The organism is Cylindrospermum sp. FACHB-282, from assembly GCF_014697195.1.
Taxonomy (GTDB): domain Bacteria; phylum Cyanobacteriota; class Cyanobacteriia; order Cyanobacteriales; family Nostocaceae; genus Cylindrospermum.
Window position 1 is genome coordinate 89,669 of sequence record NZ_JACJRJ010000011.1, and the last position, 24,644, is coordinate 114,312.

Annotated in this window: 21 protein-coding genes, 1 tRNA gene and 1 pseudogene; 15 read left to right on the forward strand and 8 right to left on the reverse strand. The window is 40.9% G+C overall.

Annotated features, from left to right (window positions below; translation table 11 throughout):
* The first annotated feature begins 24 nt into the window (after positions 1 to 24).
* A complete protein-coding gene (locus H6G32_RS08190) occupies positions 25 to 1,311 on the forward strand; it encodes a tellurite resistance TerB C-terminal domain-containing protein (RefSeq protein ID WP_190456956.1) in 1,287 nt (428 codons plus the stop codon).
* A gap of 100 nt (positions 1,312 to 1,411) precedes the next feature.
* Complete coding sequence (locus tag H6G32_RS08195; RefSeq protein ID WP_190456958.1) at positions 1,412 to 2,740, forward strand: ATP-binding protein; 1,329 nt, start codon at positions 1,412 to 1,414, stop codon at positions 2,738 to 2,740.
* A 14-nt stretch (positions 2,741 to 2,754) separates the two neighbouring features.
* On the opposite strand, the gene H6G32_RS08200 is transcribed toward H6G32_RS08195, so the two are convergent.
* A complete protein-coding gene (locus H6G32_RS08200) occupies positions 2,755 to 4,146 on the reverse strand; it encodes a serine/threonine protein kinase (protein WP_190456960.1) in 1,392 nt (463 codons plus the stop codon).
* A gap of 162 nt (positions 4,147 to 4,308) precedes the next feature.
* Between H6G32_RS08200 and H6G32_RS08205 the strand changes: the two genes are divergently transcribed.
* Complete coding sequence (locus H6G32_RS08205; RefSeq protein ID WP_190456962.1) at positions 4,309 to 6,489, forward strand: DEAD/DEAH box helicase; 2,181 nt, start codon at positions 4,309 to 4,311, stop codon at positions 6,487 to 6,489.
* 210 nt (positions 6,490 to 6,699) lie between these two features.
* Positions 6,700 to 8,133, forward strand: coding sequence for an FAD-dependent oxidoreductase (locus H6G32_RS08210; RefSeq protein WP_190456963.1), 1,434 nt, complete (start codon positions 6,700 to 6,702; stop codon positions 8,131 to 8,133).
* On the opposite strand, the gene H6G32_RS27070 is transcribed toward H6G32_RS08210, so the two are convergent.
* On the reverse strand, positions 8,113 to 8,238 hold the full coding sequence (locus tag H6G32_RS27070; RefSeq protein WP_255502411.1) for a hypothetical protein: 126 nt from the start codon (positions 8,236 to 8,238) through the stop codon (positions 8,113 to 8,115). The two genes, H6G32_RS08210 and H6G32_RS27070, sit on opposite strands and share 21 nt — an antisense overlap.
* A gap of 382 nt (positions 8,239 to 8,620) precedes the next feature.
* Between H6G32_RS27070 and H6G32_RS08215 the strand changes: the two genes are divergently transcribed.
* Together H6G32_RS08215 and H6G32_RS08220 are read left to right on the forward strand one after the other, a co-directional pair.
* Entirely contained in the window at positions 8,621 to 9,451 is an 831-nt protein-coding gene (locus H6G32_RS08215) for a metallophosphoesterase (protein WP_190456965.1), read from the forward strand.
* 325 nt (positions 9,452 to 9,776) lie between these two features.
* The gene (locus tag H6G32_RS08220) at positions 9,777 to 10,610 is read left to right on the forward strand and encodes a metallophosphoesterase (RefSeq protein WP_190456967.1); all 834 of its coding nucleotides are present in this window, start codon (positions 9,777 to 9,779) and stop codon (positions 10,608 to 10,610) included.
* A 599-nt stretch (positions 10,611 to 11,209) separates the two neighbouring features.
* Here H6G32_RS08220 and H6G32_RS08225 read toward each other — a convergent pair.
* Positions 11,210 to 11,968: a hypothetical protein gene (locus tag H6G32_RS08225; RefSeq protein ID WP_190456969.1), complete on the reverse strand. Its 759-nt coding sequence runs from the start codon at positions 11,966 to 11,968 to the stop codon at positions 11,210 to 11,212.
* Positions 11,969 to 12,355: 387 nt separating this feature from the next.
* Positions 12,356 to 12,544: a WD40 repeat domain-containing protein gene (locus H6G32_RS08230; protein ID WP_309232573.1), complete on the reverse strand. Its 189-nt coding sequence runs from the start codon at positions 12,542 to 12,544 to the stop codon at positions 12,356 to 12,358.
* Between H6G32_RS08230 and H6G32_RS27355 the strand changes: the two genes are divergently transcribed.
* Together H6G32_RS27355 and H6G32_RS08240 are read left to right on the forward strand one after the other, a co-directional pair.
* Positions 12,497 to 12,805: a 3-keto-5-aminohexanoate cleavage protein gene (locus H6G32_RS27355; protein ID WP_190456971.1), complete on the forward strand. Its 309-nt coding sequence runs from the start codon at positions 12,497 to 12,499 to the stop codon at positions 12,803 to 12,805. The genes H6G32_RS08230 and H6G32_RS27355 overlap by 48 nt on opposite strands.
* Positions 12,806 to 12,928: 123 nt before the next feature.
* Positions 12,929 to 13,744 (forward strand): sulfite exporter TauE/SafE family protein, encoded by an 816-nt coding sequence (locus tag H6G32_RS08240; protein ID WP_190456973.1) that lies wholly within the window; start codon positions 12,929 to 12,931, stop codon positions 13,742 to 13,744.
* Between the two features lie 166 nt (positions 13,745 to 13,910).
* Here H6G32_RS08240 and H6G32_RS08245 read toward each other — a convergent pair whose 3' ends face one another.
* Entirely contained in the window at positions 13,911 to 14,492 is a 582-nt protein-coding gene (locus H6G32_RS08245) for a J domain-containing protein (RefSeq protein ID WP_242046526.1), read from the reverse strand.
* Between the two features lie 335 nt (positions 14,493 to 14,827).
* Positions 14,828 to 15,130 carry a hypothetical protein gene (locus H6G32_RS08250; RefSeq protein WP_190456976.1) on the reverse strand — a complete coding sequence of 101 codons (303 nt, stop codon included), beginning with the start codon at positions 15,128 to 15,130 and terminating at the stop codon, positions 14,828 to 14,830.
* Positions 15,131 to 15,234: 104 nt separating this feature from the next.
* Between H6G32_RS08250 and H6G32_RS08255 the strand changes: the two genes are divergently transcribed.
* The 7 genes and pseudogenes from H6G32_RS08255 (at position 15,235) to H6G32_RS08285 (ending at position 22,504) form a co-directional block, all read left to right on the forward strand.
* Positions 15,235 to 16,332 (forward strand): tocopherol cyclase family protein, encoded by a 1,098-nt coding sequence (locus H6G32_RS08255; RefSeq protein WP_190456978.1) that lies wholly within the window; start codon positions 15,235 to 15,237, stop codon positions 16,330 to 16,332.
* Positions 16,333 to 16,368: 36 nt separating this feature from the next.
* Positions 16,369 to 16,442 (forward strand) — tRNA-Arg (locus H6G32_RS08260).
* Between the two features lie 282 nt (positions 16,443 to 16,724).
* On the forward strand, positions 16,725 to 17,255 hold the full coding sequence (locus H6G32_RS08265) for a YdcF family protein (protein WP_190457052.1): 531 nt from the start codon (positions 16,725 to 16,727) through the stop codon (positions 17,253 to 17,255).
* A 149-nt stretch (positions 17,256 to 17,404) separates the two neighbouring features.
* Positions 17,405 to 18,568 (forward strand): GuaB3 family IMP dehydrogenase-related protein, encoded by a 1,164-nt coding sequence (locus tag H6G32_RS08270; RefSeq protein ID WP_190456980.1) that lies wholly within the window; start codon positions 17,405 to 17,407, stop codon positions 18,566 to 18,568.
* A gap of 317 nt (positions 18,569 to 18,885) precedes the next feature.
* A pseudogene (gene trxA / locus H6G32_RS08275) lies at positions 18,886 to 19,230 on the forward strand (thioredoxin); the annotation flags it as partial.
* Positions 19,231 to 19,601: 371 nt separating this feature from the next.
* Positions 19,602 to 20,672 carry an LOG family protein gene (locus tag H6G32_RS08280; RefSeq protein WP_190456984.1) on the forward strand — a complete coding sequence of 357 codons (1,071 nt, stop codon included), beginning with the start codon at positions 19,602 to 19,604 and terminating at the stop codon, positions 20,670 to 20,672.
* A 509-nt stretch (positions 20,673 to 21,181) separates the two neighbouring features.
* Positions 21,182 to 22,504, forward strand: a complete 1,323-nt coding sequence (locus tag H6G32_RS08285; protein WP_190456986.1) for a D-alanyl-D-alanine carboxypeptidase — start codon at positions 21,182 to 21,184, stop codon at positions 22,502 to 22,504.
* A gap of 126 nt (positions 22,505 to 22,630) precedes the next feature.
* On the opposite strand, the gene lptC is transcribed toward H6G32_RS08285, so the two are convergent.
* Together lptC and H6G32_RS08295 are read right to left on the reverse strand one after the other, a co-directional pair.
* On the reverse strand, positions 22,631 to 23,890 hold the full coding sequence (lptC, locus tag H6G32_RS08290; RefSeq protein ID WP_190456988.1) for an LPS export ABC transporter periplasmic protein LptC: 1,260 nt from the start codon (positions 23,888 to 23,890) through the stop codon (positions 22,631 to 22,633).
* On the reverse strand, positions 23,890 to 24,519 hold the full coding sequence (locus H6G32_RS08295) for a LabA-like NYN domain-containing protein (RefSeq protein WP_190456990.1): 630 nt from the start codon (positions 24,517 to 24,519) through the stop codon (positions 23,890 to 23,892). Before H6G32_RS08295 ends, lptC begins: the two co-directional genes overlap by 1 nt.
* Positions 24,520 to 24,644 lie beyond the last annotated feature (125 nt).

Below are 24,644 nucleotides of genomic sequence, written 5' to 3' on the forward strand. Positions count from 1 at the left end.
TTTACTACGCTAAGAACAAGCAATATGCAATCAGCAATAGTAAGTAATCGATTGATTCTCGGTCTAGCTGCCTTTAGTGTGAGTTTTGGTCTGAGTCTCGTTCCCAACTGGGATTTTACTAAAGCCTTTCTCACAGGCATAATTACCGTATTAGCCACCTATGCAGCTGCATTATTTGTTGATAAACGGCGCAGAAATTATGAAATGCTGATTTTAAGTTCCCTCCACAAGCGAATTAAAGAGCTTGAGGGATTAAAATCTCGTATTTTCCGAGAAATCAACCAAATAGAGCAGCATAATAACTTATTATATGCTGAGTCAAAGCAACTGCAAAATCAAATAGCAGAATGTCGCAGCCAAAGAGATAGCCTTCATCGGGAATTAAGCACTTTTATTGGACAAAAAAAGCAGCTAGAATCTGAAATTTTTATCCTAAAAACCGAATTTAATAGCCTGGAAAAAAATAAATTAGAACTCAATAATTCTGTTTCTATCCTCACCTCTGAAAAACGCCGACTAGAATTAAATTGTCATACATCTCGCGCAGAACTTACTCAGTTGCAAATGCAAATTGACGAACTTCAGCAAGAGAGACAAGAAGTTGAGAGCAATTTAACCCTCCTAGGCAGACTCAAACCCCAACTGGAGGAAAAACTTTATGAACTGCGAATTGAAATTCAAGACCTAGAAGCCGACACAATCAAGCAAAATCAATTACTTATAGCTACAAAAACTGAAAAAGAAAATATAGAAATTATCCTAAATTCTTTACAAACCCAAACAGCAGGACAACAAGCCGAACTCGACCAATTACAAGGGCAAGTTGCATTATTACAAGATGAACGCGACATCTTGCAAAGCCAAGTTTGGGAATTACTACAACAAATGGAAACATTCAATCAAGAACCCTTACTTGACACCGCAGAAGAAGATAGTATTGAGTTGTTTCCTTTTGCTGAATTACTCGAACCCTTAGAAACAGAAAATACTCAACTCGATGCATCTGAAAACTTACCCGAAGAATGGACAGATTTACTAGAAAATCTACCAGGCTATGAAATACAGATATTAAAAGCCATCGTCGAGAAAAATAATCCCCAGGCTATCATTAAACAAATAGCCGAAGCAAATATCACCATGCCAAATCTATTAATCGATTCTATTAATGAACGAGCAAATGATACTATTGGTGAATTAATAATCCAGACAACCGCAGAAATTCCCGAAGTTTATCAGGAGCATATAAAAAATGTCAAAAAAATGATTGCCATTTATGATGACCTCATGGCTAGATACGCCACACCAAATTAAATTATTCTCGCCCATTGATTGTCAGATAATTAATCAAATGGGTAGAATCAAGCGAGTTCAGTAGTGCTGTTAGCGGGGCACTTTTTAGTTAATTTTATTTATGGCAAAACTCAAAATCTCGAAAAAAGTAACCACTGCTTTAATTAATTCCCTTGGTGCGGGAGTAGTCCCCAGAGTGGGAGTTGAACATATTGCAGTAGGTCGGGAAAAAGAACTCCAAAGCTTATTACAAAATCTCAACGATATCGCTGAGGGTGTTGCAGCATTTCGTTTTATAATTGGTAATTATGGTTCTGGAAAAAGCTTCATACTGCAAATGATTCGTAACCGTGCTATGGAGCAAGGTTTTGTAGTAACTGATGCTGATTTATCCTCTGAACGCCGACTAGCAGGAACCAATAATGAAGGTTTAGCAACCTATCGAGAATTGATGTGTCGCCTCGCTACAAAAACTCGTCCTGATGGTGGTGCTTTAGTTTCAATTTTGGAAGGATGGATTAATAAAATCCAACAAGAAGTGGCTAAAGAAACCGGAACACGCCCCAATGACGAAGGTTTCGATGACCAAGTGGAGACGAAAATTAGAGAAGTAGTTCAATATATTGAAGATTTAGTTCACGGATTCGATTTTGGCAGTATTGTAATTGCTTATTGGCGTGGCTACCGCTTAGATGATGAACAATTAAAAAATGCAGCATTGCGCTGGTTACGGGGAGAATTTAATACTAAAACTGAGGCAAAAGCAGCTTTGGGCGTGCGTGTAATAATTGACGATGATAGCTGGTATGATTACATCAAGCTATGGGCTAAGTTTGTGGCAGAAATTGGCTATAAAGGGCTTTTAGTTTTAGTTGATGAAGCCGTAAACTTATACCAAATATCCACTACAGTAACTCGTGAAAAAAACTATAATAGACTACTAACAATGTTCAATGACACTATGCAATGCAAAGCCGAAAATCTTGGCATTGTCATCGGTGGAACAACCAAGTTTTTAGAAGACCCAAATCGGGGACTTTTTGCTGACCAAGCTTGGCGCAGACGCACAAAAGAAAGCCGTTTTGTCGCCCAAGCTGGTGTACAAGAGTATTTAGGGCCAGTCATTCGCCTCAACCCGTTAACTGAAGTAGAAATCCTCACGCTTTTGCAGCGCTTAACAGAAATTCATGCTCTCAATTTTGGGTATGAAAAGATTTTGACAAATCATCAGTTGAAAGATTTTATCCAAGAAATTGTCAACCGCTTGGGTGCAGCAGCATTACTCACTCCAGGGGAAATTGTGCGCGACTTTATGAGTTTGCTAAATATTCTCCACCAAAACCCAGAAATTGCATTTGGTGACTTAATTCATGGCTCTAATTTTAGACCTACCACTGCGGGTACAGATGCAAATGCAGATGAAGATGATGCAGTAGAATTCAGTCTGTGATTAAGGAATTTTTATTAGTTTTTAGTAATTGGTAATCCTAGCCAATCACTAATTTGTTCAGCCAACCAATCAAGTTCTAAGGTATTAACAGAAAAAATATTATTTTCACCAGTATGAATTTTATACTTTTGCATTCCTGACCAGATTATTAAGCAAGGTTGAGGTTTATTATTGTAGTAAGTATAAGTTTTTTCTAAGCGGACAATATATTTTTTGAGGCTAGGAAGTGGATAATGACGCTCAATGCCAAATAATTCATAACATAAAGAAATTTGCCTACTATTGATGTGAAGTGTTTTGTTTCCAAATAAGCACATAGATACGACAAAAAATAATATTAATAAACTAACTGGAAGCAGTAAAGGTGACATCATGTTAAATATAGGCAAAATCATTAAAAAAGAAAGCGGCAAAACTATCCTAAAATACCAAGAGAACATCACCATCATTTTTGAAACTCCACCCACTGGGGGAATGATAATTTCTATAAAATCTGTATTTTTATGCAAAATAACTTTACTACCAAAAGGCTTTCCCAAAACTGAATTAGATGCCTTCACTGGAGTCTGAGTTTTATTTATAGGTATTGCTAAAGCTTGCAAAGCTTGTTCAGCAGAAGCCAACCGTCTACTCAAAATAGGTTGTGTCATCTTCCTCAACCAACTGCTGAAACCAGGGGTAATATTGGCTGCTTGTTCAAATTTAATTACTAAGTCTTGTTGTGGTAAGTCTGCTGGATGCTGACCTGTCACTAAATAAATTAAAGTTGCACCCAAACCGTAAAGGTCAGAAGCAGGAGTAGCCCTACCATTAAATTGCTCTGGTGGCATATATCCGTAGCTACCAACAACTGTCATGGTGCTGTTTATTCTGACAATGGTCTGCACTGAGCCAAAATCTACCAAGTAAACCTCACCCACACTATTGCCAGAACGATTTGTCAGTAGTATGTTACTGGGCTTGATGTCACGATGAATTACTGCTGGTTGACGACCATGTAAATATTTGAGAATTTCTAGAATGGCTGTTGCTAGCTGTTTGACTTCTTCTTCACTGAAACTACGTCCTGCTTTGAGTTGTGTTTCTAAAGATTCAGCGGGAATATAGCTTTGTACGAGTGCAAATCCTTTGCTGCCGAGTAAATTTAACTCAAAGTAGTCTAGGTAGCTGGGAATAGCAGGGTGGGAGAGTGCTTTGAGAGTTTCGGCTTCCCTCTCAAACAGCTTTAAGTCGTGCCATTCAAACTCATCACCAAAAGAAAGTAGTTTAACTACTACTAGTTCTTGGGTTTGCAAATCACGAGTTAGCAGCGTCCGTCGTCCTGCTTTTTTACCCAGATGCTGCTGCACTTCGTAGCGTTCTGCTAGTATCTCTTTGGCAAAATCACCTAAACCCTGACTTGTCATTTGCTGTTTACTTCAAAGCTTTGTTGCTTTTATAACTTTATTCTTTGCTCTTTTACCACTGTAAGCTTACTTAAGCCAACAACAAGTATGAGTCTCAGTATTTTTTATGAGATTCTTCTTTCACACTCTGTACAAAATAGCCAGCTAAAATCAAGAAAATGTATGAGCAACAGCACTTTTTTTAAACTCGCACCCTTTATTCAAGAATATATTTATCATCATGAGTGGACTGAATTACGACCTGTGCAAATCGCCGCTTGTGAAGTTATCTTTGACACTAATGCTCATTTATTAGTTACCGCTGCCACAGCTGCGGGGAAAACAGAAGCGGCGTTTTTGCCAGTTCTAACTCTATTACATAAAAAGCCGGCGGCAACGATAGGTGTATTATACATTAGTCCCATTAAAGCTTTAATTAATGACCAATTTGAGCGTCTTAACGACTTGTTGAAAACAGCAGATATTCCAGTTTGCCATTGGCATGGTGATGTTGCTCAAAATCGGAAAAACAAGCTTTTAAAAAATCCCCAGGGCATTCTGCAAATTACACCTGAATCTCTAGAAAGCTTGTTAATTAATAAAAATCATGACCTAATTCGCTTGTTTGGTGATTTACAGTTTGTCATCATTGATGAAATTCATGCTTTTATGGGTTCGGAACGCGGTTGTCAAATTATTTGCCAATTACAGCGTTTAGCAAAGTTGACGCAAAAACAACCCCGCCGTATTGGTTTATCAGCAACTCTTGGTGATTACTCAATGGCTGAAGATTGGTTGAGTTCTGGAACTGAACAGCTAGTAATTACTCCAAAAATTGAGGGGGCAAAACGTCAAATTAAACTGGCGCTAGAACACTTTTATCATGAAGTTGATGAATCAGAGATAACTGATTACGAACAATATATTTTTAATCTCAGCAAATCTCGTAAATGCCTCATTTTTGCAAACAATCGCACGCAAACGGAATCTATAATTGCTTCTTTGCGACAAATTGCCACAAAAGAAGGATTTCCAGACATCTATCATGTACATCATGGCAGTATATCTGCTAGCTTGCGGCAAGCTGCGGAAGATGCGATGAGGGAACCTAGTAATCCCGCTGTGACTGCTGCTACGCTAACTCTAGAATTAGGTATAGATATCGGTCATTTAGAGCGAGTGATTCAGTTAGAATCACCTCTGTCTGTAGCTAGTTTTTTACAACGTTTAGGACGCAGTGGGAGAAGAGGTGAAGCTGCGGATATGCGCTTTGTTTGTGCTGAAGATAAACCATTATCAGAAGCGTCTCTACCGGAACAAATCCCCTGGCAACTTTTGCAGTGTATTGCTATTATTCAACTTTATTTAGAGGAGCGTTGGCTGGAACCGATAAAGCCTGTCAAATATCCTTTGAGTTTGCTTTATCACCAAACAATGAGCATTTTAGCTGCTACGGGGGAACTTTCACCGGCTGCTCTCGCTAAACAAGTTCTAAACCTGCCACCATTTGCTGCTATTACTCAAGGGGATTTCTTGATATTGCTACGCTATTTAATTGATATTAATCATATTCAAAAAACTGAAGAAGGTAAATTAATTATAGGCTTGGCAGGGGAAAAAGTGGTGAGGAAATTTCAGTTTTACGCTGTGTTTGCTGATAGCCAGGAATATGTGGTAAAGCAAGGTACAGTGGAAATTGGTAGTATTATCACACCGCCTGTTGTTGGTAATCAATTTGCTTTGGCTGGGAGAAGTTGGGAAGTTTTAGAAGTTGATTTTAAAAAAAGGTCTGTTGCTGTCAAGCAAGTTGAGGGAAAGGCTAGTATTTATTGGCGTGGTGGTGGTGGCACTATTCATACAAGAGTTTTGCAACGGATGCGGCAGGTTTTGCTGGAAGACACAGAGTATAGCTATTTGCAAAAAAATGCTCTACATCGTTTGCAGATAGTTCGCCAACTGGCACGCAAGACTGGATTAAATAAACAAAATATTTTGCTATTAGAAAAAGGTAAATGCTGTATTTTTCCCTGGATGGGTACTGTGGCTTACCGCACTTTAGAAAGATTGCTTAATTCTTGCTGTCGGGAGTCTTTGGAAATCATCAGCATTGGTGGTGTAAATCCATATTATTTGACTATTAAATTAGGCAAGGGTAAGTTTGAGTATCTTTACCATGAAATTGTGTCTTTATGTGAGCAAAGAATTACTCCAGAAGATTTAGTTGGTGATGCGGAAGCCCCAGAAGTTCAAAAATACGATAAATTTATTCCGCACTCGCTTTTACGTAAAGCCTATGCTAGAGATTGTTTAGATTTGGATGAAATGAAACAGCAAGTTGCTTTTTGGACAAGTTGTTTCGGTTAGTATGGAAGTGCAATTAGTGACCCTATGAATTATCTGTATTGCACACAAATTAAAACTGCTATATCAAAGCTTTAATATTACCAAGAGATGGTAATTTATGACGTTATGCGTAAATCCTTATAATACCGCTGAGAAATTACCATTTATTAAAATGAGATATGGCGGATCTGATTCTGCGATATCCTAATAAAAAATTAAGTGTAGTATAAAATGATTAATTCCCATAGTGGCTCATCCACAGAAAATAAGGCTGTTGTGATTGGGGGAAGTATTGCTGGACTGCTAGCGGCTCAGGTACTGACTAAGCATTTTGACCATGTAACAATTGTGGAACGCGATCGCCTGTCTAAAGAACCAGAACAGCGCCAAGGTGTACCCCAAGCACATCATTTGCATGTGCTACTCACGCGGGGTAAGCAAATTCTGGAGCAGCTATTTCCTGGTATCGAGGCTGAATTAACTGATTCAGGAGCACCCGCTATGGACTGTGTAGCAGACTGTCCTTGGTTGGGTATTGGTGGCTGGGCACCCCGATTTCATTCTGATCTGATTAGCCCCACCTGTAGCCGAAATCTGTTGGAGTCGACAATTCGCCGTCGCTTGGCTGCTAATAACCGTGTTGCATTTATGGAAGCAGGACAGGTAACTAGCTTACTGTCTAACGCCGATAACACTAGCATTACAGGTGTGCGGGTACGTTTGGATAAAGAAGCAGAAACAGATATCTTTGCTGATTTAGTGGTGGATGCCAGTGGGCGAAATTCGCGATCGCCTCAATGGTTGCAAGCAATGGGCTATGAGCCGCCCCAGGAAACAATTATCAACTCTTTTTTGGGCTATGCCAGCTGTTGGTATGAACTGGCTCCTGAAAAGGAAATTGACTGGAATGCTGCCTATATAACAGCACAAGCACCAGGCACTCGCGGCGGTGTGATCTGTAAAATTGAAGAGAATCGCTGGATTCTTACATTAATTGGCGTAGGTCGTGATTATCCATCTACTGACGCGGCGGAATTTCTGAATTTTGCCCGGAGTTTGCGATCGCCTATCATCTACGAAACTATCAAAAACGCCAAACCCCTTTCTCCTATCTACGCCTATAAGCGCACAGAAAATTGTCTCCGTCATTATGAACAACTTTCTAAATTACCAGAAGGCTTGGCGGTATTAGGTGATGCCGTCTGTGCTTTTAATCCTGTGTATGGTCAAGGCATGACTACTGCGGCTTTAGGTGCTTTGACTCTGGATGAGTGTTTAACCAAACAATTATCTCAGCACCCAGACGGTAATTTAATCGGTCTATCCCGACGCTTTCAAAAACAACTCCACAAGGTAATTAATGTACCTTGGCTAATTACAACAGGGGAAGATTTACGTTGGTCTACTACCGAGGGCGCGAAACCCAGCCTGATGAACAAAATTATGCAGCTATATCTAGAGCGAGTGTTGATGCTGCAAACTACAACTCCTGAAATCCATCAGGTTTTCTTAGAAGTAATGCACATGATTAAGCCACCCACCGCATTATTTCACCCTACTATCCTCATGCAGGTGTTGAAGCAAGTGTTCAATTTCCAGCCCTCAGAACAACAACTTAATAATCTACAAAATTTTCCACAACCTCTACCTGCTGTTGCTGAGTAAATTTTGAGCAGTTCTTAGTGTGGGTAGTTGTGCAGCCAAGCGATCGCTAACCAACCTTTCTCCTTCAGCTTTAGCTTGCGCTGCTTCCCATGGTAAAAACAGCAAATTTTCCCGTCCTACTGTTCTACTTTTTGGCAGATTGTCTCTGTCAATTCTCAGAAATTTGGCAGAAGTACTTCTTTTTGTGTTCTTATTTGTGTCTTTGCACGAAACAAAAAATATTTATGTCCAAAATATATAGCAATCCTATTTGATTTGTGAACATAAACTGAGTCAGATACCCGACTTCTTAGAGAAGTCGGGTATCTTTGTGTTCACAAATGATTTAGGACTGCTATAGTAAATTTACGGTTAATTAAACCAAGTATAAATACGCCAAAATCAATAGTTTTCATGAAACTTTCAACAAGTTATGCGGTTTCTACAGGCAACCAGAAGAATTTTCGTTAAGCTATAAATCCGACCATTAAAGATTATTAAACGCCTTATGCACAGTTTATTATCTGGGCCGTTGAGTACAGAGAGATTAACGGTCAAGATTGCAGGATTACCTGCATCATTACAAGGTAAAAAGCTGGTGCAGATGTCAGACTTTCACTACGATGGTTTGCGGCTGACAGAAAAAATGTTAGATCAGGCGATCGCAATTAGCAACCAAGCCCAACCAGATTTAATTCTCTTAACCGGTGACTACGTAACCACCAGCCCAGAACCCATTCATCAACTAGCGCTACGACTTAAAAAACTGCAAAGTAACTGTGGTATCTACGCCATACTTGGTAACCACGATATATGTTACAAACAATCAAAAGCAAAAGTCACAGCAGCCCTTACTAACATTGGCGTTAAAGTCCTATGGAACGAAATCGTCTATCCACTAGGGCAAGAATTGCCACTAGTAGGACTAGCGGATAAATTCTCAAAAGAATTCAACCCCGCACCAGTGATGAACCAGCTAGACCCCGCCACACCCCGCATAGTTTTATCCCATAACCCAGATACTGCCGAGATATTGCAATCATGGCGAGTAGATTTGCAATTATCTGGTCATACTCACGGCGGGCAAATCGTTATTCCCGGAATTGGCCCTATCGGGCACTATTACAAAAAAATCGTACGAAAAATACCTTTAAAACTCCGGCGTCGAGTCCCATTCTTGCGAAAAGATTATTCTGTAGTCCGCCATTGGGAATGGGCAGAAGGTTTACATCAGCTAGGCAAAAATCAGCTATATGTTAATCGTGGCTTGGGCACTTATCTCCCAGGACGATTATTCTGCCCCCCGGAAGTTACTATAATTACTCTAGAAAATAACTAGTACCCTAGGGTAGAATTAAAAATTAAAAATTAAAACAGAGTGAGCTTTTCAGATAGCTAGAATCGTTGGTTAATTTACGCCCCAGTGTACTAGTACCGCCTCGCGCGATTCAAAATTTTGTCATTCAAAAAGCTGATGATGTAAGCTTTTAATTGATTTTGAATAGGTAGTGTATTTACGCCATGCTGTACTAGGATAGTGTCATATTTTAAACAAATTTATTAATTTAATTGAGATTAAATTAGGCAAAATATTATATTTAATCAAAATCTATTTTGATTTTTGATAAGCTGTAAACGCTAGTATAAGGAGCATCTTTTAAACTATGCACTGGTTGTTTACAGGACGTTTAAGAGTAGATAAAATAACGGTTAAGATCGCAGATTTACCGGCATCTTTACAAGGCACAAAGCTGGTGCAGCTATCAGATTTTCACTACGATGGCTTACGTCTATCGGAGAAAATGTTAAAAAAGGCGATCGCACTTACTAACGAAGCTGAACCAGATTTAATTCTCTTAACAGGTGACTACGTAACCGACGACCCCACACCAATTCACCAACTAGTAATACGACTCAAACATCTGCAAAGCTTCAGTGGAATCTATGCCGTACTTGGCAACCACGATATCCATTACAGCCACTCAAAAACAGAAATAACAGATGCACTGACTAGCATTGGGGTGCATGTCCTGTGGAATGAAATCGCCTACCCACTAGGCAAAGAATTACCACTAGTAGGACTAGCTGATTATTGGTCACAGCAATTCAACCCCGCACCAGTTATGAACCAACTAGATTCCACCACACCCCGCATTGTTCTATCCCACAATCCAGATACAGCCAAAATATTGCAAAAATGGCGAGTAGACTTGCAACTATCTGGCCATACCCACGGAGGTCATATTGTTATTCCAGGATTTGGCCCCGCAATCCTCTATTACAAAAAGCTATTCAAACAAACTCCCAAAAAATTGCGGCGTTGGGTGTCTTTGTTGTTAGGAGACTGCTCTAAAGTGGTACGTTATTGGGAATGGGCCCAAGGATTTCACAAAATCGCAGAAAATCAATTATATGTCAATCGCGGCTTAGGAACTTATCGCCCAGGACGCCTATTTTGCCCACCAGAAGTTACTGTAATTACCTTAATTAGTCATTAGTCCAGCAGTCAAAAAACTGTAAACTCTAGATTTTTGACTAACTCATAGCAGAAACCGCCCCAAGCTACGATGGATACATATCAGTAGCTTAAAGCGGTTCTTTCATCATGCAATTTTTTAAGAAAATCAGAGAATTCGACTTCACTCAACTAATGTGGACAATATTCGCAATCAACTACTCAGAACTGTGCATCATCTATTCCAAATAGGCAGGCATTTGTCTGGCTGTGCGTTCAAAAACCTCCAATACAAATCAGTGGACTTTCGGCGAAAACACATTTACAGGATGCCACAACTTAACAGTGATTGCGAGAACATTAGAGCAGGAGGCACAGGCTCTAACTGGCAGCTAGAAGGTTTTGATTTAACTTTTAACCTTTTTGTACCTTGCTCTTAATCTAGCACTAAGATTGTTAACCTGTGCCGTAGATTTACTAAACTTTACTACCATTAATCTTCCGTAATATTTAAACAAACTTCCTTATAAACACTGTGTTATTCGCTTTGCTGATGATTTGTGCAAAATCTGGTAGTCACCTCAAATTATCAAGAAGACTACCAAGCCATTACAAACCGCTGATGAACGCATTCGGAAGCTGCTACGGAGTGGAACCGCTGCTACTAGGAGTAGTAGTGGTAGATGAATCACTATCGGATGTACTGTTTGAGGTTTCTGCCTCTTTAGGCGCAGTAATTTTAGAAGTGACGTTCTTCTTTTCTTGAGCAGGAGTATTACTAATTGGAGTTTTTGGGCTTGCTATCTCTTTAGGGATCGTCTGCGTAGCAGAAGGTGCTTTTTGAGCAGCCCCAGGCTGTAGGGGCGGAACAGTCACGTTAACCGCTGGTGGGGAAGGTGCAGCTGCGGGCGGAACAGTCACATTAATAGTTGGTGGGGAAGGTGCAGCTGCGGGACGAACTTGCTGTTGTGGAACCAGAACAGGTACTTCCCTAGTTCTTTCAATAATCGTGGTTTGTGTTTGAGGAGCTTGAGCCGCTGCCGGAGATGGACTAACTTTATTAGGTACAGGAATTACGATAGGGGCAGCATTTTCCACAGCTTCATTATTGCGCTGGTTAGAGTACCAGACTGCACCCACGATCAAACTAATTAGGGAGGTAAAGATAATACCTAACAGCAAACCACGAGAAGCATTGTTATCATCACGCTCGGCTAAATTAGCTTGGGCATTGTTTCGTCCCTGTACGTAACCCTGCTGGTAAGACTGAGGATTAGTTTTGCTATTACTAACGGTTTCAGATTTTCGCGTCAAGCTAGTGTGAGTATTACCATTAATATCCGTAGAAGATTCTTTACTGAGTTCAGTTTTACCGACTTCGCGCTCATTTAGATTAGCCATAAAATTTGATTTCACTCCTCAACATATTGACAAACTAAATCTTTGCAAGAACAAGAGATATGAACAGATTCAAACAATTTTTAGGTAGAAAATGTTCGATTAGCTACCTTTGTCTGAAACAGATATCAGCATAACTTCTCATCGGCAACTATGGCTCTATCTAAATGAAGGAGTTCATACTCTATCAAAAGAAGGAGCATTCAATAAATAAATTTTGCTGGCTATTAGCTAATTGATCGATATATAGTTTATTGCTTTGCTCAAATTATTTGATTCTTACTCGCAAAATAGGATGTTTACCCAATTATTTTGAACGAATAAACCCTAAAAATTATCTTTATCAATACATGATAGATAAAACCTACTTGAGATATTAGCGATCGCCTTTTACCCAACATCGCACCGCCAAATCTTAACTCTCATATCTCGACTACCACTAACAACAATTTTACCATCTGGACTAAAAGCAACAGAATTAACCCAATCGTTATGACTGCCTAGAGTGTAAAGTTGTTCTCTAGTGGTAACTTGCCACAACTTCACGGTGCTGTTAGAAATGGAGCGGCTATTATACACCTGCATATTCGCGGCCATAATGGCGAAGAATGTCTCGATACAGAGCGATATTATGAAGCTATTTCTAAGCTCAAACAGATTTTTCCTACTCCGCTCATCGAAATCACCCCGCGTGGGACAGATAAGTCAGCGCAAGAACCAGTAAAATTTGAACGCGGTAATATGGTGAAAATATCTTCTGCAATGTGGAGAAATAAGCCTGAACTCAAGCCTGAGATGTCTGCGCTCAACCTCTTAACACAGCAGAGTCTATTTTCCTGAAAATAGCTGTAATTTCCCTATTTCCTATTTACTCAGCTGTCAGTTCGCAATTACCCCAAATAATTGGGAATTGTAAATTGCCGATTGAGATGCCCTATACCTCTTTTTTTAAGGATTTCTACCATGACACAAGTAAGTGTTAGCAGTATTTTAAATGTGCTACATTTGTTTCCAATTGGCATAGTAGTTGGAATTATTTCTGCTATCCTTGGTATTGGAGGCGGTTTACTTTATGTTCCCGCACTTGCAGCAATTGGAGCATCACCAATTCAGTCTGTTGCAACTAGCTTAGTTGCAATTAGCCTTGGCGCAATTTCTGGAACAATCCAGAATTGGAAAATGAACGCATTTAAAATTGAAACAGTTTCCTTATTAACATTCCCGGCAATGCTAACAACTGAAATAGGAGTTGGCATTGCTAATGCTTTGCCTAGTAAATGGCTATTATTGAGTTTTGCTGGTCTCCAGATAGCTGCAATTTGGCTGATAAACTTGAAAAATAAACTTCAAAAAGTCGAGAAAAAAGCGGCGGAAATTGAGCTACCTCAATCCACTGTAAATTCAACAATGCCAATTTTAAAAACTCAAGGCATTGGACTAATAGCTGGAGTTCTATCTGGTTTGTTTGGAGTAGGTGGGGGGATTGTAATGGTTCCTCTGCAAGTTCTGGTTCTTAAAATGCCCATAAAAGAAGCTATACAAACCAGCTACGGAGCTATTGTATTAATTTCCTTATGGGCAGTTAGTCGTTATATAATCGTAGATTCTACTAATATATTGATAATACCAGGATTGATGTTGGGTTTAGGATCGTTATTTGGCGCAAATTTAGGTGCTAGGCAGTTGCCAAAATTGTCAGATAATTTAGTCCGAATTCTATTTACATTTTTGTTGATTTTCTTAGCTAGTTATATGTCGTTCAAAGCTTTCGTAGTGTAACTTTGTAACCGTTCATTCTCCCCCCTAACTTCAACGATAAATCAAGGGCTTCGTTAATTTCAAAGGGGGGGGTAGTGAATAATTACTTTAATCACTTTTAATCTTGGCAAGGAAGATATCGGGCGGATACAGCGTCTATGCCTGCAAGCCTAAAATAGCGTTATAACTAGGGCGTATCATCGTTTTTATGTTGTTTATTAGGTGGTGTTGGTGGCGATGTTGGTTTGGGCTGTGCCTTTTTCAGTTTAAATTCCAGTTCCAGTTCTCTAGCCTTTTTCAAATCTGACTTTGCTCTATTTTCATATCCCAGTTTTGAGCAAATCAGCCCCCGGAATTTATAGGCTTCTACATAGTTAGAGTTCCAGCGAATCGCTTGGGTAAAATCTGCAATTGCTTCACTATATTTTCCTTGTTTCTCATTCTCCATCCCCTGGTTGTAGAAACGTTCCGCATTCGATGGAATTGAATCAATTTTGATGGAAGTAGAAGTCGATTGATGTCCAGAGTGATTGGTCTTACTTGGCTGATAAAACTTTAACTTTTCATAAGCCTGATTGATTTCTTTAATTTTTTCTTCTGCTTTTAGCTTTTTTTCAGGTTCCAAAATACTATCTGGATGCCAAATCTTCGCCATTTGGCGATAAGCTTGCTTGACTTCCTCACCCGATGCACCGGGTTTTAAGCCAAGAATTTTATAAGCCTTATTGATATCGAAGGGTAGCCACTCTTGCGGCTTGTCGTTAGACATCGCTCATCCTAAGAAATAGGCAATAAATTAGAATCTATAATTATTATTCCCCTAAATAGCCTCTAATATAGCAGTCCTAAATCATTTGTGAACACAAAGATACCCGACTTCTTAGAGAAGTCGGGTATCTGACTCACTTTATGTTCACCAATCAAATAGGATTGCTATAGTTGATTTATAAACTAAATCTTCAGTAGGATATCTTACAGTTTTAGCCTAACCCACCATTTATATGGTATGGCAGTGCATTAGGCGCTTGAGATAAATTTTTTCGTGACAAATCAGATCGAAATATAGGTATGAGGACTTACGCACCGTACAAATTTATCCTCTTTTCAAGGTTTTTTAATGCGTTCCCTAAACCAATCAGAACCTCCAGCATCTATTTGTTCCAATCGCTGATTAAATGTGTCGATGATTTTATTTCGTTGGTAAAATTCGTTAGTGTGATTGTGCAGATTTTGCTGTAATTGCGAATAATTCAACTTTTGCCGATTAGCTAAATTCAACGCCATACTTAAACTCAGGAGAACAGCTGCATAAACCACCTGCTGAGTTACCCCTGCTGGAATGGTTCCCAATATTGAGAAACCAAGCAATACATACTCGGTCATTTCTAGCCAGTGACGTTTATTCATGGGTTTCTGTCTGGTGCTGAAACGAGAAACTGCCCGTTGAGCGGTAGATATGGGTTATCCTTAGAAATCGCGCATACTGGGAAATAGGTAACAAATGAGAATCTATGGTTAGTATTCCCAGAAACTTTCTGAACACAACCCAAACACCTCATAGCGGCTACCATTGGGATGGTAGAAGCCGACGCTTCTTTGAAGGCTGGTATTATCGCGTTACTTTGCCTGAAATTAAGCAAACCTTCGCCTTCATGTACTCCATCGAGGATCCCATCGGTGGTAAGGCCCACAGCGGCGGTGCAGCCCAAATCCTGGGGATAAATGATGAGTATCTGTGCCGCACTTTTCCCGATGTCAACAAATTTTGGGGTAGTCGAGATGTCCTCGGTTTAGGGCATTGGGGCAAAACCAACTTACAAGTTTCACCCCTTTACCTTCTGCCGACAGAGTTTAACCATCATGTTCAAGAAGGCTATCAAGCTACAGCTACCTTAAATCAAGGGATGATTACTGATCCTGCAACTGGTAATTATTGCCGTTGGCAGTATCAAATTCAGCCAGTATATGGTTGGGGCAATCAAAACAGCATTCAGCAATCAACTGCTGGTTGGCTGTCGTTTTCGCAGATTTTTGAACCCGGATGGCAAATCTTGATGGCTCACGGTTTAGCTAGCGGCCAAATTGATTGGAATGGCAAAATCTACCAATTTACCAATGCTCCAGCTTATAAGGAAAAAAATTGGGGCGGTGCTTTTCCCCAGAAATGGTTTTGGCTAAATTGCAACTTTTTTGAAGGTGAACCCAACTTAGCCTTAACTGCTGGCGGCGGAAGGCGTGGTGTACTGTGGTGGATGGAATCTGTAGCCATGATTGGCTTACACTACCAAGGCAAGTTTTACGAATTTGTGCCCTGGAATTCACAAGTTGAGTGGAAAATTCAGCCTTGGGGTAGATGGGATATGCGAGCCAGAAATTTAGAGTATGAGGTTGAATTGACAGGAACCACCCATCTACCAGGTACTGATTTGCGGGCACCCACTGCCAATGGTTTAACATTTTGTTGCAGGGACACCATGCAAGGGCGATTGGATTTAGAGTTGCGAAAAATAAGTGGGGGTAAATCTAAAATTATCCTGAAAGCACATAGTTATCTTTGTGGTTTAGAGATAGGCGGCGGTTCTTGGAATAATAGTTGGCAGTCTCCCTAAAACTACTGCTATAATAATGCATGCTCTGTAGTAGTTGGGGCTGTAGCTCAGTTGGATAGAGCGAGCGCCTCCTAAGCGCTAGGCCGCCGGTTCGAACCTGGCCAGTCCCGTCGTCAAAAAACAATTGCATAAATGAGTGGTTGGACATTCTTTAAGAATTGTTCGATACAGGTTAATATGGTGCATCAGTTACAGTGATAGCGGTTTAGAGCGTTTAATCGCGTCTACAAACAAAATTACCCAAATTCTTATTCGGGTAACTTTGCGGAAATTTGCTACTCTACATAATTGTTTTTGTTGTTTTTATTCTTGTTAAAGAAAATTCTCGTCTTCACAGACGAACCTATAGAGCCTTGAATAAGCTACTGTTTACAGGTAAATCTTTTCGGTTTATGGCTTTTGTCCTGCCGGTGCTAGTGTGGTGGGGATATAAGGAAGTGCAAAACCAATTTGTTTCACCCCAAGCAATGCTAGTTTTGGGTGGTTCAACTAGACGTTTAGAGCGGGAGAAGTTTACAGCAGATTTTGCCCGTGAGCATCCTAATATACCTATTTGGATTACTGGGGGTAGTCCACCGAGATTCACACAACAGGTATTTTACAAAGCTGGAGTTGATCCCAGACGTTTACACTTGGATTATGAAGCGGTTGATACAGTTACTAATTTTACTACGTTGGTAGATGATTTGCAAGCTCGTGGCATCAAAAGCGTTTATTTAATTACTTCCGATTTTCATATGCGCCGTGCTTGCGTCATTGGCGAGATTGTTTTGGGTAGTCGGGGGATTGAGTTCAAACCAGTACCAGTTCCTTCGGAAAAAAATCCAGAACCAATTCAAAAATCTATCCGCGACGGAGTAAGAGCCATCATTTGGGTAGCAACTGGTTATACTGGTGCCGATGCAGCTAAAAATAAACGCTAAATCATCCTGGGGACTGGATATTGGGAAAAAACTCTTAGCAATTACCCATTACGAATTACCGATTACCAATTGCCCATCCAAAAAACACCCCCCCCAACACGCCCACAATTTGATACCCTAGCTTAAACAGATTTGAGAAAAGTTAAAGCGTGGAAATTCAACTTGGGCGGGGAAAAAAAGCTCGCAGAGCATACGGAATTGATGAAATTGCGCTAGCTCCTGGTAACAGAACACTCGATCCGAGTTTGGCAGATACTAAGTGGCGTATTGGCAATATTGAGCGAGAAATCCCGATAATTGCCAGTGCGATGGATGGCGTAGTCGATGTTCGTATGGCTGTACGTTTGTCACAGTTAGGAGCATTAGGCGTCCTCAACTTAGAAGGTATCCAAACTCGCTATGCTGACCCAGAACCGATTTTAGATCGGATCGCCTCCGTGGGGAAAGATGAATTTGTTTCCCTGATGCAAGAACTCTATGCCGAACCAATAAAGCCGGAATTAATTGAACAACGTATTCAGGAAATTAAACAACAAGGCGGCATTGCGGCGGTGAGTTCTACACCAGCTGGGGCAAGTAAATATGGTGCGGTGGTGGCAAAAGCTGGGGCAGATTTATTTTTTGTACAAGCAACGGTGGTTTCTACGGCGCATCTGTCGCCAGAGTCTTTAGTACCACTTGATTTAGCAGAATTTTGCGCGAAGATGCCCATCCCTGTGGCTTTGGGGAATTGTGTGACTTATGAGGTGACTTTGAATTTGTTGAAAGCTGGAGCAGCAGCGGTGTTGGTAGGAATTGGCCCTGGTGCTGCTTGTACCTCCCGTGGGGTTTTGGGTGTGGGAGTACCCCAAGCAACGGCGATCGCAGATTGTGCCGCAGCACGAGATGATTATTACCAGGAAACTGGTATTTATATCCCCATAATTGCTGATGGTGGTTTAATCACTGGCGGCGACATTTGCAAGTGCATCGCCTGCGGTGCTGATGGCGTGATGATTGGCTCACCCTTCGCCAGAGCCGCCGAAGCCCCAGGACGGGGTTATCATTGGGGTATGGCGACTCCTAGCCCCATATTGCCCCGTGGAACCCGCATTCGCGTTGGCACCACCGGTAGTCTAGAACAAATACTCATTGGCCCAGCAGGACTAGATGATGGCACTCATAATCTTGTGGGAGCCTTGAAAACTAGCATGGGCACTTTGGGAGCCAAAAACATTAAAGAAATGCAGCAAGTTGAAGTCGTGATTGCACCTTCCCTATTAACCGAAGGTAAAGTCTACCAAAAAGCTCAACAATTAGGCATGGGTAAATAAAGGGGTTAGGCATTGGGCATTGGGCATTGGGGACTTTTGACCAAGAAAAAGACTCTTACCGATTACCGATTACCGATTACCGATTAAGGAAATTTTTCTAGAGCTTTAAACAATCCCTGGAAAAATTGCATATGTCGCCTACAATAGGAATAGCGGAGACAAATGTTTCCGTTCACTCCTCACACCACACTCCGCCCGGACTACCGTTCGGGCGGTTCCTTATAAAATGAATAAATTTTAGAGCTTCTTTGCAAATGTACATCCTTCCCAAGCAGATGTTTTTGCTATGGTAGAATTTTCACAAAACTCAGAAATATAATAGGCAAAGGTTTTTAGGCATGTCAGCAGCCGCAAGTGTTACGGATTCGAGTTTTAAGCAAGAAGTACTCGACAGCGATTGTCCTGTGTTAGTTGACTTTTGGGCACCCTGGTGCGGCCCCTGCCGGATGGTAGCTCCTGTTGTCGAGGAAATTGCAGTGCAGTATGAAGGTCAACTAAAGGTCGTAAAAGTAAACACAGATGAGAATCCGCAGATTGCCAGCCAGTATGGTATCCGCAGTATTCCCACATTAATGATTTTTAAGGGCGGACAAAAAGTAGATATGGTTGTCGGTGCCGTGCCTAAAACTACTTTATCTAACACTTTGGAAAAGTATCTTTGAAACTCAATCGGTAACAAAATCCTTTTGAGTTGTCCATTTGCTCTAGTTTTAGGTAAATATTTGTAACTAAGTTTGAGAGGTACGAGCTTTGTGCCTCTACAAAACTTCTTCCCAAGAAAAATTGGCAGTTCATCAGCAACAATGATATATCCTGCTAAAGGAATACATTTGTGCTTTAGATCATTGATAAAAATGACAGTCATCACTAGCGCCTTGGTAAATGGTTAACCAAAGGTGCTTTTTATTGTCATGCGGCAGTTAAAAATCAACAGCTATTAGCTGGGATGATTAACTGATAACTGATGGAAGGCAATTGATAAATTGCACGCTAAATTTAGGTAAAATATAATGCCATTGTTGCGGCGGTTCTCATGACCTCATCTGCGTCGTTTGACACATTAGAGTCTCTCCAAGCGGATATAGCTGAATTAATTGATCGTTTACCGACGTTAAAAAATCGGCAATTGATACAGCAGGCACTTGCCACCATAGTACGTTTGGCTGATAGTGAAATTGAACGTCTCGATTGGAAAATACTGTCTGCTGCTTTAGCAGACATGGAGCGGGGTTTCCAGCTTTTTTATGCTTACCGTCATGTCCGCAAAGTGACTATCTTTGGTTCGGCTCGCCTAGGCTCAGACACCCCAGAATACCAGACAGCAGTTCAATTTGCTCGCGCTATTTCTCAGTTGGGATTCATGGTGATGACAGGCGGTGGCGGCGGTATTATGCAGGCAGGAAACGAAGGTGCGGGACGAGAAAATTCCTTTGGCTTAAACATTCAGCTACCTTTTGAACAACAAGCAAATCCCTTTATTGATAGTGATCCCAAGCTGATTCACTTCAAATATTTCTTTACCCGCAAACTGTTTCTCTTGAAAGAAAGTGATGCTGTCGCCTTGTTTCCCGGTGGTTTTGGCACTCAAGATGAAGCTTTTGAATGTATGACATTGAGTCAGACGGGCAAATTTGGCCCTGTTCCTGTGGTTTTAATTGATGAACCTGGGGGCGATTACTGGCTATCTTGGAGCAAGTATATCGATCAGCAATTGGTGCAAAAAGGTCTTGTCAGTCCTGAAGATCCCAGCCTTTACACGGTGACAGATAACCTGGAAGTTGCTTGCAATGCCATTACTCGTTTTTACCAGGTTTATCACTCTAGCCGCTATGTAGGTGAGCAGTTGGTGATTCGTTTAACAAAAGATTTATCAGATGCTGAAGTTGAGCAACTCAATGGAAACTTCAACGATATTCTGGTGAAAGGACGGATTGAAAAAAGTCAAGCTTTACCTCAAGAAGGGCAAGATGAGACAGTTGAGCTACCCCGTCTTATTTTGTACTTCAATCAGCGAGATTTGGGGCGTTTATATCAGATGATTGCGGTGATTAACCAAATGGGTACTGCTTCTGCAGAAGCAGCAGCGCATCCTGAAAGGAAGTAGGCTATGAGGGTGGAATTTCCCACCCTTGATAAAATTTATAACCCAAGATAGCCCGGTCTATTTACTCAGCTAATTCCCCCATATTTCTATTTATAAAATTTTACATTTGTTGAATTGGTGGTGTTCACCGTAATTAATCAGAGTGGAGACTGCCCAGGCTATTAAATCATCATTATAAATATAATAAATCTGCAATAACAACGATTCTACAGCTATTTTTAGCTGCATGAAAAACACAAAGTTATAGTCTCTCCCTACCTAGAGACTATTCATGAATAGTTTCTATACTGTTGTTGGTTCAAATGCAAATATTTATTATATGTTTCCTGTGCCTAAAATTATAGACTTCCTGAAATTTTACTGTGAGCAATTAAAATGATGTGCTATTACCTACTCCCAGTTATGAAAAATACCAGTTATTATGGCTCAATGCTGATCAGCATAAAAAAGCTTGTATATTAGCACAGGAAACAATATAGGACATCCTAACAAAGACAGAGGAATAAAAGATGCTGGAATTATTGGGTTCAGGTTTGGTTTCCCTTTGGCTGGAAATGGCTGGAGTACAGATCAAGCCTTTAGAGGCGTTAGATACATTGACTTGGCAAGGTAGTCCTGGCTTGATTATTGCCCCTGATCCAAATCCAGTTGGGCCGACGACAGTGCAGGAATATTTGAAGGGACTGATTACTTCAAAGCTTGTGGGGCAGAATTTGATTCAAAGTCAGGGAATTTGGATGCAGTCGGGGCCGATGCTGATGGCTAATCACCAAGGTACGACGCCTCTACCTGCTGCTTCTTTAACCAAAGTTGCCACTTCACTAGTTGCTTTTAAAACTTGGGGGCCAGACCACCAATTTGAAACTTTGGTCAGTGCTACAGGGCCGATAGCCAATGGGGTCTTGCAGGGTGATTTGGTAATTACTGGTGGTAATGATCCGATGTTTGTTTGGGAGGAGGCGATCGCCTTGGGGAATACTCTCAATAAGCTAGGTATCAAACAGGTAAAGGGAAATTTGGTGATCACTGGCAAGTTTGCCATGAATTTTCAACGTAATCCTTTACTAGCAGGTCAAATACTCAAACAATCCCTGAATTCTGCTACTTGGGGCCGTCCTGCTGTTTACATATACTCGATTATGCCCAAGGGGACACCTAAGCCCCAAGTCGTCATCGCTGGTACTGTCAAAGTAGAAGTTCAGCCTAAACCCCAACAAACCTTGCTTGTACGTCATCGTTCTTTACCTTTGCAGCAATTAATTAAGGAGATGAACGTTTTCAGCAACAACGATATGGCAGAGATGTTGGCTGAATCTGTGGGGGGATCAGCTGTAGTCCAATCAACAGCTGCTAACTTGGCTAGAGTACCGCAATCAGAAATTCAGTTAATCAATGGTTCTGGACTGGGGACAGAAAACCGCATTTCTCCCAGAGCAGTATGTGCTATGTTCATGGCGCTGCAACAGCAAGCAGTTGCCCATCAGTTGACTTTGGCTGATTTGTTTCCCATGTCTGGGTTTGATCACCGGGGGACAATGCATTCTAGACACCTCCCTAGTGCGACTGTGATTAAAACTGGTACTCTGCGGGATGTAAGTGCTTTAGCTGGAGTCATGCCTACACGCGATCGCGGTTTAGTCTGGTTTGCTATCCTCAACCGTGGCCCCAATGTCTCAGGCTTCCGTACTGGGCAAGACAAATTTTTGCAAAGTCTAATCCAAAAATTGCAAATACCTGCGGTTGTGCCTACTACCCTCACCCCCCATTCAGCAATTAACTCTCTACCCAAACTGGGCGCAACGAGCCGGAATGAAATTTTGTTGAGAAGTTAGTTATTGGTCAGGTAATGGGTAATGGGTAATAGGTAATGGGTAATAGGTAATAGGTAATGGGTAATGGGTAATGGGTAATGGGTAATAGGTAATAGGTAATAGGTAATAGGTAATAGTTATTAGTTATTAGTTTTGACTACCTACTCCTTCTTGGGGAATAATTTCTGTCACTACTCTGCCGCCAGAACCGCCACCTTTAACAACAATATTTTCAGTTTCTAGATTACCCTCAGCTGTTGCACCAGTAAAATTTAATGGCGGGTCAACTTGGCGATAAACTACATTTCCCTGAGCTTGCAGCAACTTATTATCCAGATACCAAGTTAGTGTATTCGATTTTAAAGACTGGCGACGCTGTCCAAGGGCATTGACGTTGCCTGTTAAATAAACTGTTCTTTGTGGTATCTTCATTTCGCCTTGGTTGGCACTTACAGTTGTATTTTCGGTACGGTGGAACACGCGCACAGGTGAATTTGTAGCGACAATTTCCCTGCTCATGTTCCAGGTCATAGAGTTACTAGCTATTTGCATTGGTGGGTCTAGTAATTCTAGTCGGGCATTTTGTTTGATAGTGGCAATTTTAGTTTTTAAATTGACTTCGGCAGCATTCCCGCTGCCACGTTCGGTTATTTGTTTATTTTTGTAATGGTCAATTTGTACAGGGCGATCGCCAATTAATTTATTTTCTTTGATTTGCCAGAGCAAATGCTCAGTTCGGATTTGTAGTTGTGGATCGGCAGAGTTAGCTACTACCTTCCCAGAAAATTCCATAATTTGTGCGCGGGTTTTAACTCGCGCTTCCTGGGCCACAGCCTGTAATTGTTTATGAGTTCCGTTTAGCTGATTGCGAACAATTAACAAATCTTCTTGGGGACGCCATTCTAATTCATTGCCTTGCAACACAATGCCATTAACCGGATCGGTGGCGAGGATTTTACCTTTGAGAAACAATTGTTTCCCATTTTGCTCGATATCTGCCTTTTCTGCTTTAATTTGATAAACTACTTTGCCGTCTTGATATAGTTCACCAGAGGGACTTTCTGCTTGACCAATTTGCTTTTCTTTGGTATACTTTGCCTGTTTGGCTTTGACTTTCCAAATCGGTCGCCCCACTTCGTCAAACTGTTCAAAATCAACACCAAAGAAAGTTAAATTGCTATCCGATTTTTGGCTCGCCGTATCTGGTTTAGAGGCTGTGGGGGATTTCCCCGCGCAGCCAGCCAAACCAATTACCAAGAATAAGCTCACAGGCAGGTAACGCCAATTTACTTTTGATTGTAAATAAAAAACAAATGGCAATGTATAGAAGTGGGGCAATTTTGTTTGATTTCCCCCCTTCATAACTGAAGTTCTTCTCTCATTATTCCTGCCTTGTTGATGCTTCATTACTCTTGAATGTCTAGGTGTCCATCACTTAGTCTTGGATCTTCCAAAAAGCTGACGCTAGATAAGGGTCGATATGGATAGCTTTGGCGGGGGGTTTTTTGGATATCTTCTTTGATGGCTTCTAAATCAATATAGCGATCGCTCACATTAATTAAACTATCACTCGTCATCGAACGCAAACTCACCACCTCTACCCGAACGCCGCGATAGCTGACTGAATTCACAGCATAAGCTAAATCCCCATCACCACTAACTAAGACTGCGGTATCATAGGAATCTACCAACGCCATCATATCTACAGCTATTTCTACATCCAAGTTGGCTTTTTTTGAGCCATCTGGTAGCTGTACCAAATCCTTAGCAATGACGCGATAGCCATTGCGACGCATCCACAGCAAAAACCCCTGTTGCTTCTCGTTTGTCCGGTCTACCCCAGTATAGAAAAAGGAGCGCAACAGCCTAGAACCACCAGTTAAGCGACATAACAGCTTCGTGTAATCAATTTCGATTCCTAGTTGCAGCGCCGCATAAAATAGATTTGAGCCATCAATAAAAATGGCAACACGACCCCGATTTTCCAAAACTTGTTCTGGCGTAAATATTGAGTCGTTTTCCAAATTATTCAACATTATTGTTTTACCTCAGTTGTTATTTGTGTAAAATTTGCTACAAATTATCAGCTTTTAGATGCTTGTTAGAGCGGCTTATGATAAGCTTCCGGGGCTAATAAGTTAAGCCCCGAATAAATTTTTTG

Excerpts from the sequence above, each read along its gene's own strand:
- H6G32_RS08295 (WP_190456990.1), bottom strand. The coding sequence starts at position 24,519 with ATGTTGAATAATTTGGAAAACGACTCAATATTTACGCCAGAACAAGTT.
- H6G32_RS08200 (WP_190456960.1), bottom strand. The coding sequence starts at position 4,146 with ATGACAAGTCAGGGTTTAGGTGATTTTGCCAAAGAGATACTAGCAGAA.
- H6G32_RS08220 (WP_190456967.1), top strand. The coding sequence starts at position 9,777 with ATGCACTGGTTGTTTACAGGACGTTTAAGAGTAGATAAAATAACGGTT.
- H6G32_RS08240 (WP_190456973.1), top strand. The coding sequence starts at position 12,929 with ATGACACAAGTAAGTGTTAGCAGTATTTTAAATGTGCTACATTTGTTT.
- H6G32_RS08215 (WP_190456965.1), top strand. The coding sequence starts at position 8,621 with ATGCACAGTTTATTATCTGGGCCGTTGAGTACAGAGAGATTAACGGTC.
- H6G32_RS08280 (WP_190456984.1), top strand. The coding sequence starts at position 19,602 with ATGACCTCATCTGCGTCGTTTGACACATTAGAGTCTCTCCAAGCGGAT.
- H6G32_RS08245 (WP_242046526.1), bottom strand. The coding sequence starts at position 14,492 with ATGTCTAACGACAAGCCGCAAGAGTGGCTACCCTTCGATATCAATAAG.
- lptC (WP_190456988.1), bottom strand. The coding sequence starts at position 23,890 with ATGAAGCATCAACAAGGCAGGAATAATGAGAGAAGAACTTCAGTTATG.
- H6G32_RS08205 (WP_190456962.1), top strand. The coding sequence starts at position 4,309 with ATGAGCAACAGCACTTTTTTTAAACTCGCACCCTTTATTCAAGAATAT.
- H6G32_RS08190 (WP_190456956.1), top strand. The coding sequence starts at position 25 with ATGCAATCAGCAATAGTAAGTAATCGATTGATTCTCGGTCTAGCTGCC.
- H6G32_RS08285 (WP_190456986.1), top strand. The coding sequence starts at position 21,182 with ATGCTGGAATTATTGGGTTCAGGTTTGGTTTCCCTTTGGCTGGAAATG.
- H6G32_RS08250 (WP_190456976.1), bottom strand. The coding sequence starts at position 15,130 with ATGAATAAACGTCACTGGCTAGAAATGACCGAGTATGTATTGCTTGGT.
- H6G32_RS08210 (WP_190456963.1), top strand. The coding sequence starts at position 6,700 with ATGATTAATTCCCATAGTGGCTCATCCACAGAAAATAAGGCTGTTGTG.
- H6G32_RS08265 (WP_190457052.1), top strand. The coding sequence starts at position 16,725 with ATGGCTTTTGTCCTGCCGGTGCTAGTGTGGTGGGGATATAAGGAAGTG.
- H6G32_RS08255 (WP_190456978.1), top strand. The coding sequence starts at position 15,235 with ATGGTTAGTATTCCCAGAAACTTTCTGAACACAACCCAAACACCTCAT.
- H6G32_RS08195 (WP_190456958.1), top strand. The coding sequence starts at position 1,412 with ATGGCAAAACTCAAAATCTCGAAAAAAGTAACCACTGCTTTAATTAAT.
- H6G32_RS08225 (WP_190456969.1), bottom strand. The coding sequence starts at position 11,968 with ATGGCTAATCTAAATGAGCGCGAAGTCGGTAAAACTGAACTCAGTAAA.